Origin of the sequence: Marivita sp., from assembly GCF_048006345.1 — a bacterium.
Classification (GTDB): domain Bacteria; phylum Pseudomonadota; class Alphaproteobacteria; order Rhodobacterales; family Rhodobacteraceae; genus Marivita.
Window position 1 is genome coordinate 2,153,325 of sequence record NZ_CP180351.1, and the last position, 16,920, is coordinate 2,170,244.

15 protein-coding genes and 1 tRNA gene are annotated in these 16,920 nt (G+C 57.1%); 8 read left to right on the top strand and 8 right to left on the bottom strand.

All coding sequences use genetic code 11. From position 1 onward, the window contains the following. Positions 1-25 precede the first annotated feature (25 nt). The 8 genes from ACMVPR_RS10585 to ACMVPR_RS10620 form a co-directional block, all read right to left on the bottom strand. On the bottom strand, positions 26-586 hold the full coding sequence (locus ACMVPR_RS10585; RefSeq protein WP_416882847.1) for a hypothetical protein: 561 nt from the start codon (positions 584-586) through the stop codon (positions 26-28). Next, a complete protein-coding gene (locus ACMVPR_RS10590; RefSeq protein ID WP_416882848.1) occupies positions 586-5,469 on the bottom strand; it encodes a DEAD/DEAH box helicase in 4,884 nt (1,627 codons plus the stop codon). Before ACMVPR_RS10590 ends, ACMVPR_RS10585 begins: the two co-directional genes overlap by 1 nt. A 144-nt stretch (positions 5,470-5,613) precedes the next feature. Continuing rightward, positions 5,614-6,645, bottom strand: coding sequence for a tyrosine-type recombinase/integrase (locus ACMVPR_RS10595; protein ID WP_416882849.1), 1,032 nt, complete (start codon positions 6,643-6,645; stop codon positions 5,614-5,616). Positions 6,646-6,756: 111 nt separating this feature from the next. After that, positions 6,757-7,182, bottom strand: a complete 426-nt coding sequence (locus ACMVPR_RS10600) for a hypothetical protein (RefSeq protein WP_416882850.1) — start codon at positions 7,180-7,182, stop codon at positions 6,757-6,759. After that, complete coding sequence (locus ACMVPR_RS10605) at positions 7,182-7,391, bottom strand: MerR family transcriptional regulator (protein ID WP_416882851.1); 210 nt, start codon at positions 7,389-7,391, stop codon at positions 7,182-7,184. The genes ACMVPR_RS10600 and ACMVPR_RS10605 overlap by 1 nt, the downstream gene beginning before the upstream one ends. Positions 7,392-7,478: 87 nt before the next feature. Beyond that, the gene (locus ACMVPR_RS10610) at positions 7,479-8,288 is read right to left on the bottom strand and encodes a hypothetical protein (RefSeq protein WP_416882852.1); all 810 of its coding nucleotides are present in this window, start codon (positions 8,286-8,288) and stop codon (positions 7,479-7,481) included. A gap of 103 nt (positions 8,289-8,391) precedes the next feature. Further along, positions 8,392-9,600 carry a tyrosine-type recombinase/integrase gene (locus ACMVPR_RS10615; protein ID WP_416882853.1) on the bottom strand — a complete coding sequence of 403 codons (1,209 nt, stop codon included), beginning with the start codon at positions 9,598-9,600 and terminating at the stop codon, positions 8,392-8,394. A gap of 151 nt (positions 9,601-9,751) precedes the next feature. Next, positions 9,752-9,841, bottom strand: a tRNA-Ser gene (locus ACMVPR_RS10620). Positions 9,842-10,026: 185 nt separating this feature from the next. Here ACMVPR_RS10620 and ACMVPR_RS10625 point away from each other — a divergent pair. The 8 genes from ACMVPR_RS10625 to ACMVPR_RS10660 all read left to right on the top strand — a co-directional run bounded on the left by ACMVPR_RS10625 (position 10,027) and on the right by ACMVPR_RS10660 (position 16,890). Then, positions 10,027-10,905: an SPOR domain-containing protein gene (locus tag ACMVPR_RS10625; protein ID WP_416882854.1), complete on the top strand. Its 879-nt coding sequence runs from the start codon at positions 10,027-10,029 to the stop codon at positions 10,903-10,905. A gap of 32 nt (positions 10,906-10,937) precedes the next feature. Beyond that, a complete protein-coding gene (locus ACMVPR_RS10630) occupies positions 10,938-12,110 on the top strand; it encodes a D-alanyl-D-alanine carboxypeptidase family protein (protein WP_416882855.1) in 1,173 nt (390 codons plus the stop codon). Then, on the top strand, positions 12,107-12,733 hold the full coding sequence (gene tmk / locus ACMVPR_RS10635) for a dTMP kinase (protein WP_416882856.1): 627 nt from the start codon (positions 12,107-12,109) through the stop codon (positions 12,731-12,733). The genes ACMVPR_RS10630 and tmk overlap by 4 nt, the downstream gene beginning before the upstream one ends. Continuing rightward, entirely contained in the window at positions 12,730-13,857 is a 1,128-nt protein-coding gene (locus ACMVPR_RS10640; protein WP_416882857.1) for a DNA polymerase III subunit delta', read from the top strand. The genes tmk and ACMVPR_RS10640 overlap by 4 nt, the downstream gene beginning before the upstream one ends. Positions 13,858-13,900: 43 nt before the next feature. Beyond that, on the top strand, positions 13,901-14,704 hold the full coding sequence (locus ACMVPR_RS10645) for a TatD family hydrolase (RefSeq protein ID WP_416882858.1): 804 nt from the start codon (positions 13,901-13,903) through the stop codon (positions 14,702-14,704). After that, positions 14,704-15,507, top strand: a complete 804-nt coding sequence (locus ACMVPR_RS10650; protein ID WP_416882859.1) for an MBL fold metallo-hydrolase — start codon at positions 14,704-14,706, stop codon at positions 15,505-15,507. The genes ACMVPR_RS10645 and ACMVPR_RS10650 overlap by 1 nt, the downstream gene beginning before the upstream one ends. 46 nt (positions 15,508-15,553) lie before the next feature. Further along, on the top strand, positions 15,554-16,489 hold the full coding sequence (locus tag ACMVPR_RS10655) for an AEC family transporter (RefSeq protein WP_416882860.1): 936 nt from the start codon (positions 15,554-15,556) through the stop codon (positions 16,487-16,489). Positions 16,490-16,611: 122 nt separating this feature from the next. Then, positions 16,612-16,890, top strand: coding sequence for a hypothetical protein (locus ACMVPR_RS10660; RefSeq protein ID WP_416882861.1), 279 nt, complete (start codon positions 16,612-16,614; stop codon positions 16,888-16,890). Positions 16,891-16,920: the final 30 nt, after the last annotated feature.

The following is a 16,920-nucleotide window of genomic DNA, read 5'->3' on the forward strand; positions in this document are numbered from 1 at the left end:
GTTTCCCCACAAAAATCGAAAATTCCTATTTAGGGTGAGGGGGGGGGCCGTAAGGATCAACTGTGTCATATACTAGTTCAGTACCCACATGATACTGATGGCCTTCGCGCGTATTGAAACCACTGGTTGCAGGTCTCATGGCGCGATACGTGTTGTCAAAATAATGACGATGGTCGGTGAACAAGACAAACACACCTACATCGGCATGTTCTTCCAGATAGATTTCTAAATTTGCTAGATCAGCATAGACGTCATAGCGATTGTTCGGCTCTCGGTGATTGGCGTAATGAAAACACTTCAACTCAACTGCGCACCGCGTACCATCATCAGGCAATTGAAAAAAAATGTCGATGTTTGCGGTGGCGCGGTTCTTTTTGGGAAAGTTGCCAGCAGCACGCCTGATCTTCTTCTCCAGTGTAATGTCCAAGTCGTGGCCACGTTGAAAAACAGCATCTAGATGCAGTTGAAACGCCAAATGATGCTGGATTGTCGCCTCGTTGAAGTCCGAGAAATTGCCTGCATTCACTTGCTCTGTAACTCGCGCAACCGCTCTACGCACCAATGCGACACACTGATCAACCGACATCAATCAATATCCAACTCAGGCAACCCATTCACGATCTTCATCGTCTCCAAGCTTACCGTGATCACCCGCTGGAACAACTCCAGCGGATAGGCAGGGTTGCCGACTGTTTCGTTTGCGTAGTCGTTGGCGTCGTTGACGATGCCGCTGGCTTTGTCTTTCTTCACGCATTGGCGCTCCATCACCCAATCCAGCGCGGGTTTGCCGTTGACGACGTAGTCATAAGCCTCAAGCGGGATGCCTGTCATGGTGATGCGCGGGTTGTAGTGGACGACGGTTTTGTCTTTCACCTTGCCCTTGCCGCCCCACTTCATCTTTTCGACGCGGTAGAAGGCTTTAGGGTCTTCGATATGGGCCAAGCGCAGGTCGCCTTCCGCGATCACCACGGGGTATGGATCAACGGTTTCGTAGTTCACATGCAGATCGCCCAGCGCCCTGCCCGCCTTGGAAAATGCCCAGAAATCGGCGGCGGTTTTGACGGCGGGGATGCGGGGAAGTTCTTTGGACAGGTTGTTCTTGAATCGCTCACGATAGTCGGGAGAATGCAGAAGGCCGTAGATGTAATAGAACAAGTCTTCCTTATTGATCTGCTCGCCCGGATAGGCGTCTTTGAAGTGCTTTAGTCCCGCATCGCTGATCCCGTCGCGTTCGGTGTAGCCGGTTTCGCCCGTAGCAAAGAGGCCGTCCTCGGCGCTGGCGGGTTCGTAAAGCTTGAGAGGAAAACACATTCCCGAATCAATCGTATGATAGTTGGGTAGTGCGTCCATAATTAAGGCGGAAAATCCGGCCCGCGCGCCAACGCCAGACACCTGTAACACCAAATTCTTAACGACTTTCGTCGGAAAAAGTTGAGGCAGTTTATATATATACTCATTCAACTGTGGAGAGAAATAGGTCATTTGCTTTTGAAAGGGGCGATAGAGAGTACAATAGATCGTTTCGACATCAACGCTTATGGGCTTTCTCTTCGCAAATCGACCTTTGAGGCTGCGACTTAGACTGATTTCTTTTGGGTCCGCGCCTAAGTCTGCCCCAAACTCTAGCTTTCGATTATAATAGCTTGCTGTTCGCCTTATATTTTGTTCGAGGTTGACCTTACTAGCGTTGACACACCAAGCGTCTCGGCTTGAGGTCATACCCATAGTCGCAGTAGCAAAAATCGAAGCTTCTTTTCTCAATTTGTCAAAAGTCACAATGAAGTTCTCAAAACTAGTGTCTACTTGATCGAGCCAATCATTGCGCTCATCTGGTATAATAATTTTCCAGCCACCCTTCTCAGAAATTCCTTCTATTGACTTAAGGGTCCGAAGCGCATCCAATTTTTCAATAGTTGTTAGGTCAAGACCAACATCATGAAAGTGTATTCTTCCTCGCGCCGTTTTCGAAGCGCATTTAACCATGATCGCAATTGAAATTCCTGTCATACTCCCCGAACCAAAAATGTTCTGACCTTCTTTAGCTACCCCCTTCGAGAGCATGTTCTTTCGAATGTCACCGCGCAGATGAAATATATAAAGATCGCTAAACTCCTCAGCCAAGCACTTTCGCATCCCATCCGCAAACGACCGCTCAATCCACGCGCTTCCAGAAACAAAAGCCACAACGCCAGAGTCTTCAATTCGTTCACTGGCCCACCTAAATGCCCTAATGTAGCTATCGTAAAGGTTTTGCAGATTGGATGAGTGCGAGTGGGCTGCATAAGTACCTGCGATTGCTGCATCCAAGTTCTTATACTCAATATTTGCGGCGTTGTCGTTGGCACTCCGCTGGCCAGAGGAATACGGTGGGTTACCAACAATCACCCGAATATCGCGCTCTTTTTGGGCCGTTCGCCGCTCTGAGTTATCCGGCAATAGGTCCGCGATCATGTCCTTGTCTTGCTCGTACAGTTGAAACGTATCCGTCAGCACGATCCCATCGAAGGGTGCATAAGGCATGTCTTCGCCGCTCTTACCCTGTGCAATCGCGTGTTCCTTGGCCATGTCGTGATAGACCGCCTCGATATTGATCGCGGCGATGTAGTAGGCCAGCAAGACAATCTCGTTCGCGTGGATTTCGTGTTTGTATTTATGCTCCAACTCTTCGGGTTTGATCAGCCCCGATTGCAGCAGGCGCGTGACGAACGTTCCCGTTCCGGTAAATGGGTCAAGGATATGAACGCCCTTACTGCCCAGCGTTTGCCCGAACTCTGATTTCAGCACGTCGTTGACGGAATGGATGATGAAATCCACCACCTCGACGGGGGTATACACGATCCCCAGCTTTTGCGTCATCGCGGGGAAGGCAGAGCGGAAGAACTGGTCATAGAGGCGCACCACAAGCGCCTGTCGCCCCGTTGCGGTGGTGATGCCCTCTGACTGCCTGCGAACGCTGTCATAGAATCCCTGAAGCGTCTCAGCCTCTTTTCCGATGTTGTGATGGTGGAGCTGATCCAGCACAGTTTCCATCGCCTTGGACACGGGGTTGTTCTTGGTGAACTTGTTGTCCCGGAACAGCGTGTCGAAGACGGGTTTGGTGATCAGGTGTTGAGCCAGCATTTCGATGGCGTCTGATTCTGAGATTTCCGGGTTCAGATCGTCCCGGATTTCATCCAAGAACGCCAAGAAGGCATCACGTTCGTGACCTTCTTTGGCGGTGATGGTTCTGATCCGCGTAATGTGGGTTTCCGCGATCTTGGCGATGTCCTTGGCCCATTTGTCCCAATACTCGCGGGTTCCGCATTTCTCGACGATCTTGGCGCGGATGGCTTTAGTCAGTTCATCGAACACAAATGCGCCTTGGGTATTTTCCGGCCCTTCGATGACAAGTTCATCATCGCCGCGATCCCCAGCCTGCCCGCCAACGTCGCTTCGTGCCGTGGCTTTCGTTTTGTTGAGGTCGATGTCTTCGACTACGGCAGTGGTCGCCATCAGTTCTTGCGATACGCCAATGATTTGCAGCTTGTCAGAGACATCTTCACCTTCGATGCCAATCCGGTTGATGGTGCCATCAAACCGCTCGTCATGGGCGCGTAGCGCGTTCAGGATTTGCCAGACGACCTTATAGCGTTCGTTGTCATTCAGCGCGTCTTCTGGTGCCACGCCAGCAGGCACCGCGACGGGCAAAATGACGTACCCCATGTCCTTGCCTTCGGCACGGCGCATCACGCGGCCCACGGACTGAACAACGTCAATCTGGCTGTTACGCGGGTGCATGAAAATGATGCCATCCAACGCAGGCACATCTACCCCCTCAGACAAGCATCGCGCATTGGTCAGAACGCGGCAGGTGTCATCATCCGTTTCGGCCTTGAGCCAATCCAGACAGTCTTCGCGTTGCTTGGCATTGAAGGTGCCGTCCACATGGCGGGTTTGAACGTCGAGTGCTGGCCCGCTGGTATCCCCGATTTCATCATTGTTGCGGTATTCCTCAACGACTGCAGCAAACTCTTCGGTGATCATTTTGGAGACTGCGATGTTTTTGCAGAACGCCAGCGCCCGCTTCATCGGCTTGGGGTTTTCCGCGATTTCGCCAATCAGCTCGTGTTTGGTCAGCGCCTTGTAACAGCCAATGATCTTGGTCGCGTCGTCCAGTTTCATTTCGCTGGATTCGGCCAGACGGTTTTGAACGCCCGCGCTGATTAGACCTTCATCAACAGCCAGCACGATGACCTTGTAGTCGGACAGCAGGTTATTCTCGACCGCCCATGCAAAGCCACGATGATACAGGACTTTGCCGAACATCGCCTCATCGTCCATTGACGCCAGCGCCACATCATTTTGCTGGGCCTTCGACTTTGCGTTTTCCCCAAAGATTTTGGGGGTCGCAGTCATGTAGAGGCGTTTCTTGCCTGCGACGTGTTCGTCTGAATGGATACGGACAAAGTTGCTTTCATCGTCTCCGATGGTCGCACCTGTGGTGCGGTGCGCCTCGTCGCAAATGATCCAGTCGAAATCCGGCAAGCCGTGGGTTTTCTGGGCGGCGGTCAGTACTTGGATGGATTGGTAGGTCGAGAAGACCACGATCATCTTTTCGCGGTCACTGTCCTCAACTTGTTGCGCGATCTTGGCGGCATCAGTCGTCGCAGGGAATGCAAGATCGTGAACCGTGAACTGGATCACGTCGCCATCGCTCTGACGTTTGCCAACTTTCACATCTGAGCAGACAGAGAAGGCCAAGAAATCGTCAGCGCAGTCGTTTTTCCATTCCCGGACCGTTTGGGACATCAACGCAAGCGAAGGCACCATGTAAAGGATCAACTTGCCTTTGCCGCCAAGCTCTTCCGCGATCTTGAGGCCAGTGAAGGTCTTGCCCGTACCACACGCCATGATCAGCTTGCCGCGATCAGCGTCATGCAAGCCCGCGCGAACCGCCTCCAGCGCCTCTTTCTGGTGATCACGAAGCGTTTTCGGTTCGGCAAGCCTGACCGTTTTATCTCTGAGGTATGCCGACCAATCTATGCGGCTCTTCTCAAGGTCAGCCAGCGAAATGCGGTGCCAGTCCTTTTCCGAACGGTCAAGAATTGCCGTGAGATTTGGGCTGAAGTCACGCAATGTCGTGTCGACGATAATCAGGCTAATAAATTCTCTCGTCGAGGCGGCTGCTACGAACGAGTTCATCTGTGCTTTGCTGATGCTGCTGTCAGCGGCGTAGAACTTGCACTGGATTGCGCAAAAACCAGAACCGTCAGAATGTCGCGCAACCAAGTCGATCCCGGTATCATTCGCAGGAAGACCCCGTTCGACCGCCCAGTCCTTGAAAAGCCAAACTTTGTCATATGACTGGCTCTGCAAGGTATCCTCTTGGAGGAAAACCTTCACAAGCCTTTCGAAATACTCGCCTTTTTCAAACTCAGACAATGAGCGAAGGCGCATTTCTTCAAGCGCGGCAGTCAATGATCCCTGCATAGAACCCCTCAGGTTTTTCCTAGAGACGTTCCATTCTGCGCGGCTTTAGTCAACTTGTGATTGCTCAACGATCGACTTATTCGGACCGCGCCATGTTAAGGATCAATTCCATCTGGCGTTCCGTTTCGACGGGCTGCCCGCATATCAAGTTTCTTTCGGACCACCCAATCCCAAGATGATCTCGCGCTGGGCATCAGCAGATACGGGCATATAGCTTGACACAGTGGTCAGCGGGTTAGTGTGCCCCATGTTCTGCGACCATGCCTTGAACGTCTCGCGCGTTGAACACAGCTTGTCGCCATGCAGAGCCAGCATGTGTCGGAAGCTATGGGGCGTGTAGCGGGGCAGTTGAACAGCGGCAAAGGCTTCCTTGACGATCTCGTTCAATGGCCCGGTGCTAGCGAAGGGATGCCGCGAGAGGCCTGCCACCTCAAAACCGTTAGGGCCGCGTATGATTTCAGTCTTGGGGAAAAGTGCGTCTTCGGGGGCGAACATCAGGTCTTGGGTCAAATGAAAAATATAGTCAGCCAAGGCAGCGATGTATTGATCACCCATCGGGAAGAATGTGGTGTTCATTGTCTTAGCCGCCTTGGTGTTCACTTCGCGGGCATCTTGAAAGACGTGCCGCCGCTCCAGATCGACGTGCTTGAGGCGCAGAGACGCCACCGCGCCGATCCGCGCGCCCGTTAACATCAGAAGGGCTAAAAGGGCTCGGTCGCGCTTCTGAAGACTTGTCGCATCAGGCATTGCTTCGAATGCTCTTTCGACCTGTGCCACGCTGGGCACCGCGCGCCGTGCGGAGGCTTGGGCCGCGCGGGCATCCTTGCGCGCCTGTTTGAAGTAGACCCAATCATTCCGGCCAATTGCAGCCTTGTATCCTTTCTGGCCAGCAGTCCATCGGAAGAACTCGCGCACCGCTCGAAGCGTTGATGCTATCGTTGCTTTGGATAGCGGCTTGCCCGTGCGGCTGTTGCGGGCGGTGTCCAGCCAGTCCTTAAATGCCATAGCCTGATCCTTGTTGAAGCGCAGGAACGGCTTGCAATTGGTGCACATCTCGAACTGCCGGATCGCGGCCATCACCTTGTCGATGGTCTTGTGATCCAAACCTTCAGCGTGTCGAAGGTATTCCTGATATTCGAGTTTCAGACGTTCGTTTTTTGGGTCGATCTTTTTCATGCCAGTATCCTTTGTGTTGGCGGTTGGAATTGAAATGCTTGGACGTTGCAAAAAGGCGGGTGTCTTCGGCAGGTCCGAAGTGTGCGTTTGAGTGCAGATTGCTGGGTCAAACTAGGCGTGTGACCCAGCCTTGGGCGGCACGGCTGTCAGGTCGATGAAATCACCGGCCTCGTTTGCGCTGCAGAACTGCCCAACCTTGCCACCACAAGCGTCACAAATGCCGCTTATCCGTCCCGTCAGAGCAGTGGTGGCCTTGTAGGTCAAAGTTCCATCGCGAGGATTGCGCGGTACTTTGCATGTCATGCAATAAAACTGTCCCTTCTCGGTCGGGGCCTTGTTGGCGGCTGCCCGTTTTTGCATGAACTCGATAAGGTCAGCGCCTCTGACAAGATACGGGCGTTGATCCGTTATCAGGCGCAGACCATCCTTGGGCCACTTGCGGAAGGTTGCCTCTGACACACCAATGATGCGTGCTGCATTTTTGATCGCATAGACCCGATCTTTGCAGAGGCCCCGTGTCGGGAAACGCCGCGCCATCACTCAGCCCCTTGCGCAGGGTCTACGCGGTTGGCTTCGGCCCAAGCATTAAGATCAGCGCCGCGATAGATGATTTTGCGGCCCAGCTTGTAGAAGGCAGGGCCCATGCCTTTATGACGCCATTGGGCCAACTTGTCTCGATCACCAATCAGCTGAAGTTCAGGATCGCCAAGAACGTAGTTCCGGTTTTGCTCAAATAGGTTTGCCATTTTTTAGTCTCCATTGGTTTTCTTCGGAGACATTCAGGCATGATTGATTCTGTTCGTAAAAAGCGAGATCACGTCGGCCAAAAGGTCTTAAGTGTCGTCACCTTCAAGCAGCGTTCCAAGCAGTGAGCCCATCTGGGGCGGGTTGTCATCTATTGGAAAACCCAAATTTGCCAGAGCGTTCTGATGTGGCATAAAATCTTCTTCGGTTAGATGCTCAATCGCCCAATCAGCCGGGGATCGGGTACCACTTTGGATACCAAGCACTTCGAATATTTGCTCCAATGCCTTCGTAAAGCTTGTCGAAGACGCGCCAGAAACAGGCGAACTTCCAGAGGTTGGTCGTTGACCTGTCTCTCTTGCATAGAGCTTCGCCAGACGGTTTGCGATTGCCCGCGCATAGTAGTCGGGAGCACGGTGAGGCACATTCCAGAACTTATCACGCTGCTCATCTAACTCCTTTAAACGAGCACGCAACACCTTCTGAAAATCTACAAAAAGCCAAAGGGTTACAACAAAACCGCCGGTGTCGGCAACGTTTCGACGGATCAAATCAGTTGTGGTCTCAATCGTTGCTTGGGACGTGGCAAGACGCAGTTTTCGATCAATCTCTCGCTGCAACTGATCTAGAGTCTTCTTTTTTTCAGGATCTTTGTCGTCGATCATCGTGAACAAAATACTATTAACATGCGCAAGGCTGTTTTTTACGATTTCGTACTCACGCGTGAAGTCCGCTTTCGAGTCATGCTGGTTGGGCTTCGTGACATCAAAAGGCAAGCCCGTACCAAAGAAGCCGTTTCGCGGACTTCCCCTACCGAATGGCCGCAAGAGTTCGTCAATGATCCGGTGCAGCTTCTCCGCTAAATCCGAGTCACCATCACTGTTCAAATAGTTCCGCATAAAGGTACTATCGCTTAGACCTTTTTACACGGCAAGAACTGTTCTCGGTTTGTTTCAATTGATGTGAGTTTGTTAAAAGGTGTCGATGGGTCGACCTTTTTGCCTAACTTTTTTCGGAAATCCGGAGACTAATCACTTCGCCAACGCCACCAGACACGAACTGGCTCCACCTTTCCATCAACACACGACGCTTTTCCAGAAGATCAGACCGTGCATAAGCCCGCTCTACGTCTGACCCGACCGAATGCGCCAAGCTTTTTTCGGCAACCTCTCGGGGCACGTTGGCTACTTCGGACGCCCAATCTCGGAAGGTTGAGCGGAACCCATGCACTGTGACGCCTTCGACTTGCATCCGGCGCAACAACATCAGCATCGACATGTTGGACAAAGGCTTATGCCGCTTCTGCCCTTCAAACACATACTCCGACCGCAGCGCCTTCAACGGTTCAATGATCGCCAGCATTTCATCTGTCAGTGGAACTCGGTGATCCTCACCTGTTTTCATCCGCTCGGCCGGACAGGTCCAAAGCCGCTCTTCAAAGTCGATCTCTTCCCAACGCAATCCCAGAACCTCGCCCGTTCTTGATCCTGTCAGGCAGGTGAACATCAGCGCCTTTGCCGCCATCGCGTTACGTGATTTCAGGTCAGCATAGAACGCAGGAACTTCCTTCCATTGCATGGCCTTGTGATGCTTCGGCTTGGTTTTGACTTTGGGAAGCACACCGGCCTCCTTGATCGCAGTGACCGGGTTTTCGCCGGATCGAAAGCCTTTGGATCGCGCCACATCCAAAACCGTCTTGATCCTTTGCGCCAAACGTTTCGCGGTTTCGTGCTTTTCCGTCCAGATTGGCGCAAGGCACATCATGACTTCCGGCTGACCAACGCTGTCGATCGGCATCTTACCAATCTTGGGGAAAGCGTAGTCCCGCAAGGTGTTGATCCATTGCTGACCATGCTTGGCGTTTTTCCATGTCGGCATTCGGTCAATGTGCACCTGCTGCGCCACTTCTTCGAATATTGGGATTTCCTGCCTCGCATTAAAACGGGGGTTCAGCCCCTGCTTGGCCATACGTCGGTATTCCAAAGCCCGTTCGCGCGCTTGGTTGATCGTCACAACGTCCGCGCCACCCAAACCAAAGTCCGTGCGCAACGGCGCGCCCTTCTTGTTCTTCTGACCCTTGACTACCACCCGCACGATCCAACGCCGCGCACCGGACGGGTCAACAACCAAGTAAAGCCCGTTGCCATCGCCGTGACGCCCAGCGCCCAGATTCTCCACCAACTTCTTGGTCAGCTTCCCAGATAGGGCCATTCCAGAAATACCACATTCCATACCACTCAAGGAGCGAATATAGGCCCCATCGAAAGAAACTCAAGACAAACCAAGGCAAACGTCAAGCTCATACAAACAAAAGAAAAAGGCCGCCACAGGCGACCCAACGAAACTATTTCAAAATGCTTGGTGGCGGAGGCTCAGGGATTCGAACCCTGGGGACGCTCTCACGCCCAACGGTTTTCAAGACCGCCGCATTCGACCACTCTGCCAAACCTCCGGTGGCAGGTCACATAGCCTCTGAAATCCGATTCTGAAAGCGGCAGCGGGGAAAATCTGCGCATCGATGCCGTCAGACTTTTCTTGACGCACCGAAGACTGTAAGCTTTGCGCAAAACAACGAGCGGCGCGGGGCGATCAGCCCTGACATGCGCCCGAATGGGCATAGCAGAAGGCGAGCAGGCAATGGACTTCAGGATCACCAACTCTCCGCTATGGCGCAGCGCGCGGACAACCGCGATGTGCAGCGCGGCGCTGATTGCGCTGGCCGGATGCGAGGGGGCAAACCTTCCCGCATTTCTGCAGGGCGGCTCTAATGCAGCGGCGCAAGACGCATCACCTGCGGCTGGCACCCGGTCCACGCGGCTGGTTGAGCGCGATGTCGAAGCGCCAGAGGTGTTCCAGGTCAGCGAAAACGGCCTCTGGGACGGTCGCCCCTCGTTGGGGGGCGTCTGGGCGGCACACCCGGATGTGTCCGAGCCCGAACGGGTGATCATCCGCAACGAGACCAACGGCAACTTCGTGATCGGTGCGCTGTTCCGCAAGGAGCGTGAAACGCCCGGACCGCGACTGCAGATCTCCTCCGATGCCGCCGCGGCCCTCGGGGTTCTGGCTGGCGCGCCCACGCAACTGAACGTTGTTGCCCTGCGCCGCGAGGAAGTCCCGGACGACGCCGCGTCAGCGCCGCTGCAGGATGCGCCCATCGGCGATGGCAGCTTTGACGCGCCGACCGATGTCGCGGAGTCTACGCTTGATCCGATTGCGGAATCCGCAGCTGCAGCCCTCGATACCGCACCTGCCCCGGCGGCCGCGCCCGCCGCCACGTCCACATTGGACAAGCCCTTCATCCAGATCGGCATCTTCAGCATCGAACAGAACGCCAACAACACCGCAACCGCGATGCGACAGGCGGGCATGGTGCCCACGGTTCTGGAACAGACCTCCAGCGGCAAGACCTTCTGGCGCGTTCTGGTCGGACCGGCACAGACCCGCGCAGAGCGCAGCACCTTGCTTGCCAAGATCAAGGATACAGGCTTTACCGACGCCTATGCCGTCACCAACTGACCCGACCCCGCAGGTATGACAGGAGAGCTGCCATGATCCGCAAATACCGCAGTCTTGTTTCCGCCGGGCTTGCCGCGCTGCTGCTGTCCACAACTTCTGCAGCGGCGTTCGACACGCGGGCCACTGCCGCGTTCGTGCTGGATGAGAAGACCGGCACGGTGCTTCTGGCAAAAAATGCAGACGAGGCTCTGCCGCCTGCGTCCATGTCCAAGCTGATGACACTCTACATCGCGTTCGAAGCGGTGCGAGACGGTCGTTTGCGCATGGACGAGGAACTGCCGGTGTCGGCCCATGCCAATTCCTTTGGCGGCTCGACACTGTTCCTGCGTCAGGGTGAACGCGTTTCGGTCGAAGACCTGATCCGAGGTATCATCGTGCTCTCGGGCAATGACGCTTGTGTGGTGTTGGCCGAAGCCCTGTCTCCCGACGGATCCGAGGCCGGGTTCGCCCGCATGATGACGCAACGCGCGCAGCAATTGGGCATGACCAATTCCGTGTTCAAGAATTCCAGCGGCTGGCCGGCTGCGGGGCATGTGATGTCGATGCGCGACCTGACCCTGCTGGCCCGCCATATCATCGAAGACTTCCCTGAATTCTACCCGATGTTTGCGGAAAAAGAGTTTCTGTTCGACGAGGCCGAGTCCTCCAACCGGTTCAACCGCAACCCGCTTCTGGCACTGGGGATCGGTGCGGACGGGCTCAAAACCGGGCATACGCAGGAAGCGGGCTACGGGCTTGTCGGATCGGCCAAGCAGGGCGACCGCCGGGTGATCTTTACCATCACCGGGTTGGACACGGCTGAGGCCCGCGCACAGGAATCGGAATCCATCGTCAACTGGGCCTTCCGCCAATTCGCGGAAAAGACCGTCACCCGCGCGGGTGCCGTGATCGCTGAAGCCGATGTCTGGATGGGGGCGAGCGAGACCGTTGGCCTTATGGCCAAGGAAGACGTGACGCTGCTCTTGCCGAACACCCCCGGCCAGGGCGTGACTGCCGAGGTGGTCTACACCGGACCGATCGAAGCACCGATCGTCGAAGGGCGGCAGCTGGCCGAGCTGATCATCAGCCCCGAGGGCCTGCCCGAACACCGCATCCCACTTTTCGCAGCCAGCGCGGTGCCGGCGAGCGGCTTCGTCGCGCGGATGATGAGCGTGTCGCAGGTTCTGTTGGGCCGCATGCAGACCCCCGCCGAGGATACGATGTGAGCCGATCCGGGCTGTTCGTCAGCTTCGAAGGGATTGATGGCTCGGGAAAATCCACGCAATCGCGGATGCTGGCGGACCGGCTCCGCGCGGAAGGGGTGGATGTGATCCACACCCGCGAACCGGGTGGCAGCCCGGGGGCCGAGGAAATCCGCGCGCTGGTGTTGCAGGGCGATCCCGATCGCTGGTCTGCCGAGACTGAGATCCTGCTTTTCACCGCCGCCCGCCGCGACCATCTGGAACGCACGATCCAGCCCGCGCTTAAGGCAGGCAAAGTCGTGATCTGCGACCGCTTTGCCGACAGCACCCGCATGTATCAGGGCCTATCGCGCGGCAATCTACGGGCCAAGGTGGATGCTCTGCACGATCTGATGATCGGGGTGGAACCTGACCTGACCCTGCTGATCGACATGGACCCGGAAACCGGCCTCAGCCGCGCCAAGGCGCGCAACACCGTCGAAGAACGGTTCGAGGATTTCGGCGCGTCCCTGCAAGAGGCGATGCGCGCTGGGTTTCTCGCCTTGGCCAAGGAATATGCCGGCCGCTTCCGCGTGATCGACGGCGCGCGGGACGCAGACAGCGTTGCAGAGGATGTCTGGGCTGCGGTAAGCCCGCATCTGACATGAGTGACGCGACACAGCCAGAACCAGACCGCATCGACGGCGCTCCGCATCCGCGCGAGACGCTCAAGCTTTACGGTCAGGACGCGGCGCAGGCGGATTTCCTGCAAGCTTTCAGTTCCGACAGGCTGCACCACGGCTGGCTGATCACCGGGCCGCGTGGCGTGGGCAAAGCCACATTGGCATGGCAGATCGCGCGGTTCCTGCTGGCCACACCCATCACTCAGGAGGATGGCCTCTTCGGTGCGCCACCGCCCCCGACCGATTTGCATATCGATCCAGAGCATCCCGTGTCCCGCCGCATGAAGGCGGGATCAGAGCCGGGCCTCTTTGCTTTGCGTCGGCCCTATGACGACAAGGCCAAACGCCTGAAGGCCCAGATCACCGTCGACGAGGTGCGCCGCCTCAAGGGATTTTTCGCGCTGTCCTCTGCCGATGGCGGGCGGCGCGTGGTGATCGTCGACGCCGCCGACGACATGAACGTCAGCGCCGCCAATGCGATCCTCAAACTGCTGGAAGAACCACCAGACCGCACAACGCTGCTCTTGGTCAGCCACCAGCCCTCACGCCTGTTGCCCACCATCCGGTCGCGCTGCCGCGAATTGCGGCTGGCCCCACTCGATGCCGCCGACATGGCGCAGGCGCTTGCAGCAACCGAGATCGACCAGACCGTATCCGACCCCGCAGCACTGGCCGCGCTTTCTGGCGGCTCTGTGGGCGAAGCGGTGCGCCTGATGCAGCAGGACGGGCTCAAACTCTATGCAGACCTCGTCAAACTGCTCTCTACCCTGCCCGACCTCAGCCGCCAGCACGCCATCGCCTTGGCCGAAAGCGCGGCAGGCCGTGGTAAGGAAGAGCGGCTTGATCTGCTCTTGGGTCTGTTCGACCGCGCCCTGACCCGGCTTGCCCGTACGGGTGCCACGGGTCAGCCCCCAGACCCCGAAGCGGCACCGCAAGAGGCGCAGACCTTCCAACGCCTCTGCCCCTCACCCACAGCCGCCCGGCACTGGGCGCAACTGGCACAGGATCAGGGCGAACGCCTGCGCCACGGTCGGGCGGTGAATGTGGAGGCCGGGTCGCTTCTGCTCTCCAGCTTCCTTGCCCTTCAGGAGGGCTGCCCCAGGTCGTAAGCCACGTCTTGACGCTCCTGCCTGCATCCCTGATACCAGCCTCATGTCTATACCGCAGATCACCGACAGCCATTGCCATCTGGACTTCCCGGATTTCAACGAAGAACGCCCCGAGGTGATCGCCCGGGCGCTGGACGCCGGTGTGCGCCGCATGGTCACGATCTGCACCCGACTGCGCCTTGAGCCGCAGGTGCGCGCCATCGCCGAGGAATTTGACCCGGTGTTTTACGCCGCAGGCACCCACCCGATGAGTGCTGCGGATGAACCCCTGACGACGGTCGATGAACTGGTCAAACTGGCGCAGCATCCGAAATTCGTCGGCATCGGGGAAACCGGGCTCGATTACCATTACACCGCCGAAAGTGCTGGGATTCAGAAAACCTCTCTGAAGGTGCATATCGAGGCCGCGCAGGAAACTGGCCTGCCGCTGATCATCCACGCCCGCGCAGCCGATGACGACATGGCGCAAATCCTCACAGATGGGTTCAAGACCAAGCCCTATACCTGTGTGATGCATTGCTTTTCCTCGTCAGCAGAGCTTGCACGCGCCGCATTGGACCTTGGCTTCTACCTGTCCATGTCCGGCATCGCCGCCTTCCCCAAAAGTCAGGAGTTGCGGGACATCTTCGCCGTCGCCCCGGTGGACCGCGTTCTGGTTGAAACCGACAGCCCCTACCTTGCGCCGCCACCCCATCGCGGCAGACGCAATGAACCGGCGTACACAGCCCATACCGCCCGCGTCGGCGCCGAGATCTACGAAATGGACTACGCAGAGTTCGCCGCCCAGACCGAGGCCAATTTCGAGCGCCTGTTCTGGAAAGCCGCGCAATACGAGGCCGCCGCATAATGGGCGAAATGCGTTTCACCATCCTTGGCTGCGGGTCGTCTGGCGGTGTACCGCGCCTTGGCGGACAATGGGGTGCCTGTGATCCCGACAACCCCAAGAACACCCGCCGCCGCTGCTCCATGCTGGTCGAGCGCGTCACCGACGCGGGCATCACACGTGTTCTGATCGACACCAGTCCCGATATGCGCGCGCAATTGCTAAGTGCCGGGATCGGAGAGTTGGACGCAGTCGTCTACACCCACAGCCATGCTGACCATGTTCATGGGCTGGATGACCTGCGCATGATCGTTTTCAACATGCGGAAGCGGCTGCAGGTCTGGGCCGATGGCGACACGCAGAATGATCTCTTCTCGCGGTTCGGCTATGCCTTTGTGCAACCGGCGGACAGCCCCTACCCGCCGATCCTGGACATGAACACGATTAATGGCCCGGTTCATATCGACGGCGCGGGGGGCACCGTCACCCTGACCCCGTTCAAGGTCAACCACGGCAGCATCGACGCGCTGGGGTTCCGCATTGGCGATCTGGCGTACCTGCCGGATGTCGCCAAGATCCCCGAGGATGTCTGGAACGACCATCTGCAAAACCTCGATGTCTGGATCCTCGATGCCCTGCGCCGCGATCCGCACCCGACCCATGCGCATCTGGCGCAATCGCTCGAATGGATGGAGCGCGCCAAACCGCGCCAAGGCGTTCTGACCAATATGCATATTGATCTCGACTACGCGACAGTCGACGCTGAAACCCCCGACCACATCACACCGGCCTATGACGGCATGGTGATCACGCAGCCGCTGGCGTGACGCCGACCGTACAATACGGCGGGCGAACCGTACGGACACGCGACTGATGCAGGCGCTTCTCGACATCATCCTGCCGGTCTTTCTGGTTGTCGGCTTCGGCTATCTTGTGGCTTGGCGCGGGCTGCTGTCGGCGGCCTCCATCGACGGGCTGATGTCCTTTACCCAGAACGTCGCCATCCCCTGCCTTCTCTTCCGCGCCATCTGGACACTCGACCTTGGTGACAGCTTCTCGCTGCCCCTGTTGATCAGCTTCTATTCCGGATCGCTCACCTGCTTTTTCGCGGGCCTTTTCGGCGCGCGCTACCTCTTCAACCGCGACTGGGAAGACGCCGTGGCCATCGGCTTCACCTGCCTCTTCGCCAATTCGGTCCTTCTGGGCCTAGCGATCACCGAACGCGCCTTCGGGCCGGATGCGCTCGCTGCCAATTACGCGATTATCGCGCTGCATTCGCCCCTCTGCTACGGACTGGGCATCACGACGATGGAGTTCGTCCGCGCCCGCGCCGCAGGCCAGCCAAACCGCGAACTGCCGGTGCTTGTGGCCAAGGCGATGTTCCGAAACGCGCTGGTGATCGGCATCGCGCTCGGTGCGGTGTTCAATGTCCTGAACGTGTCCCTGCCCGCACCTTTCACCGATGCGCTGGACATGATGGTGCGCACCGCCCTGCCAGCGGCTTTGTTCGCCATGGGGGGTGTGCTGTTCCGCTACCGGCCAGAAGGCGACATGCGGATCATTCTGTTCATATGTTCGATCAGCCTTCTGCTGCATCCGTCGATCACATGGACCCTCGGCACCGCCTTCGATCTCGACGACAGCGCGTTCCGCAGCGCCGTGCTGACCGCCGCGATGGCGCCGGGTGTGAACTGCTATGTGTTTGCCAACATCTATGGTCGCGCGCGTCGGGTCGTGGCCTCTTCGGTGCTGATGGCAAGCGCATTGTCCGTCATCACAGCATGGTTCTGGCTAGGCACGCTGCCTTAGGATTTTCCCTACATTTGGCGGCGTTACAAAGCCGTACCGCGACACCCTGTGGCGCGACTTCGGAACTTTGCGCCGCAAATCCGCGTTGATCTGGTGAACCGCTGCCACACGGATACCAGACCATGACCCGACTGATTGCTGCACTGATGACACTGATGCCCCTGAGCCTTTCGGCCGAAACGCTGCCCGAGGTCATCAGCGCCTATGTGACCGACTTCGACATTGCGAAACTCGACGCCGAGGACCAGACCGAAATTCGCGCCATTCACGACCGCACAGACCTGTCGCATGGCATGAAGGTGTTGATGGTCCACGAAGAGCTTTTGGACGCAGGTGCCTTGGAACACGCAAACGTACATGGCATGGTGCCTGAGCCGTTCCAACTGTCGCAGGCGGATTGATCCCTGATTTAGCCGAACGAGAACGCGCCA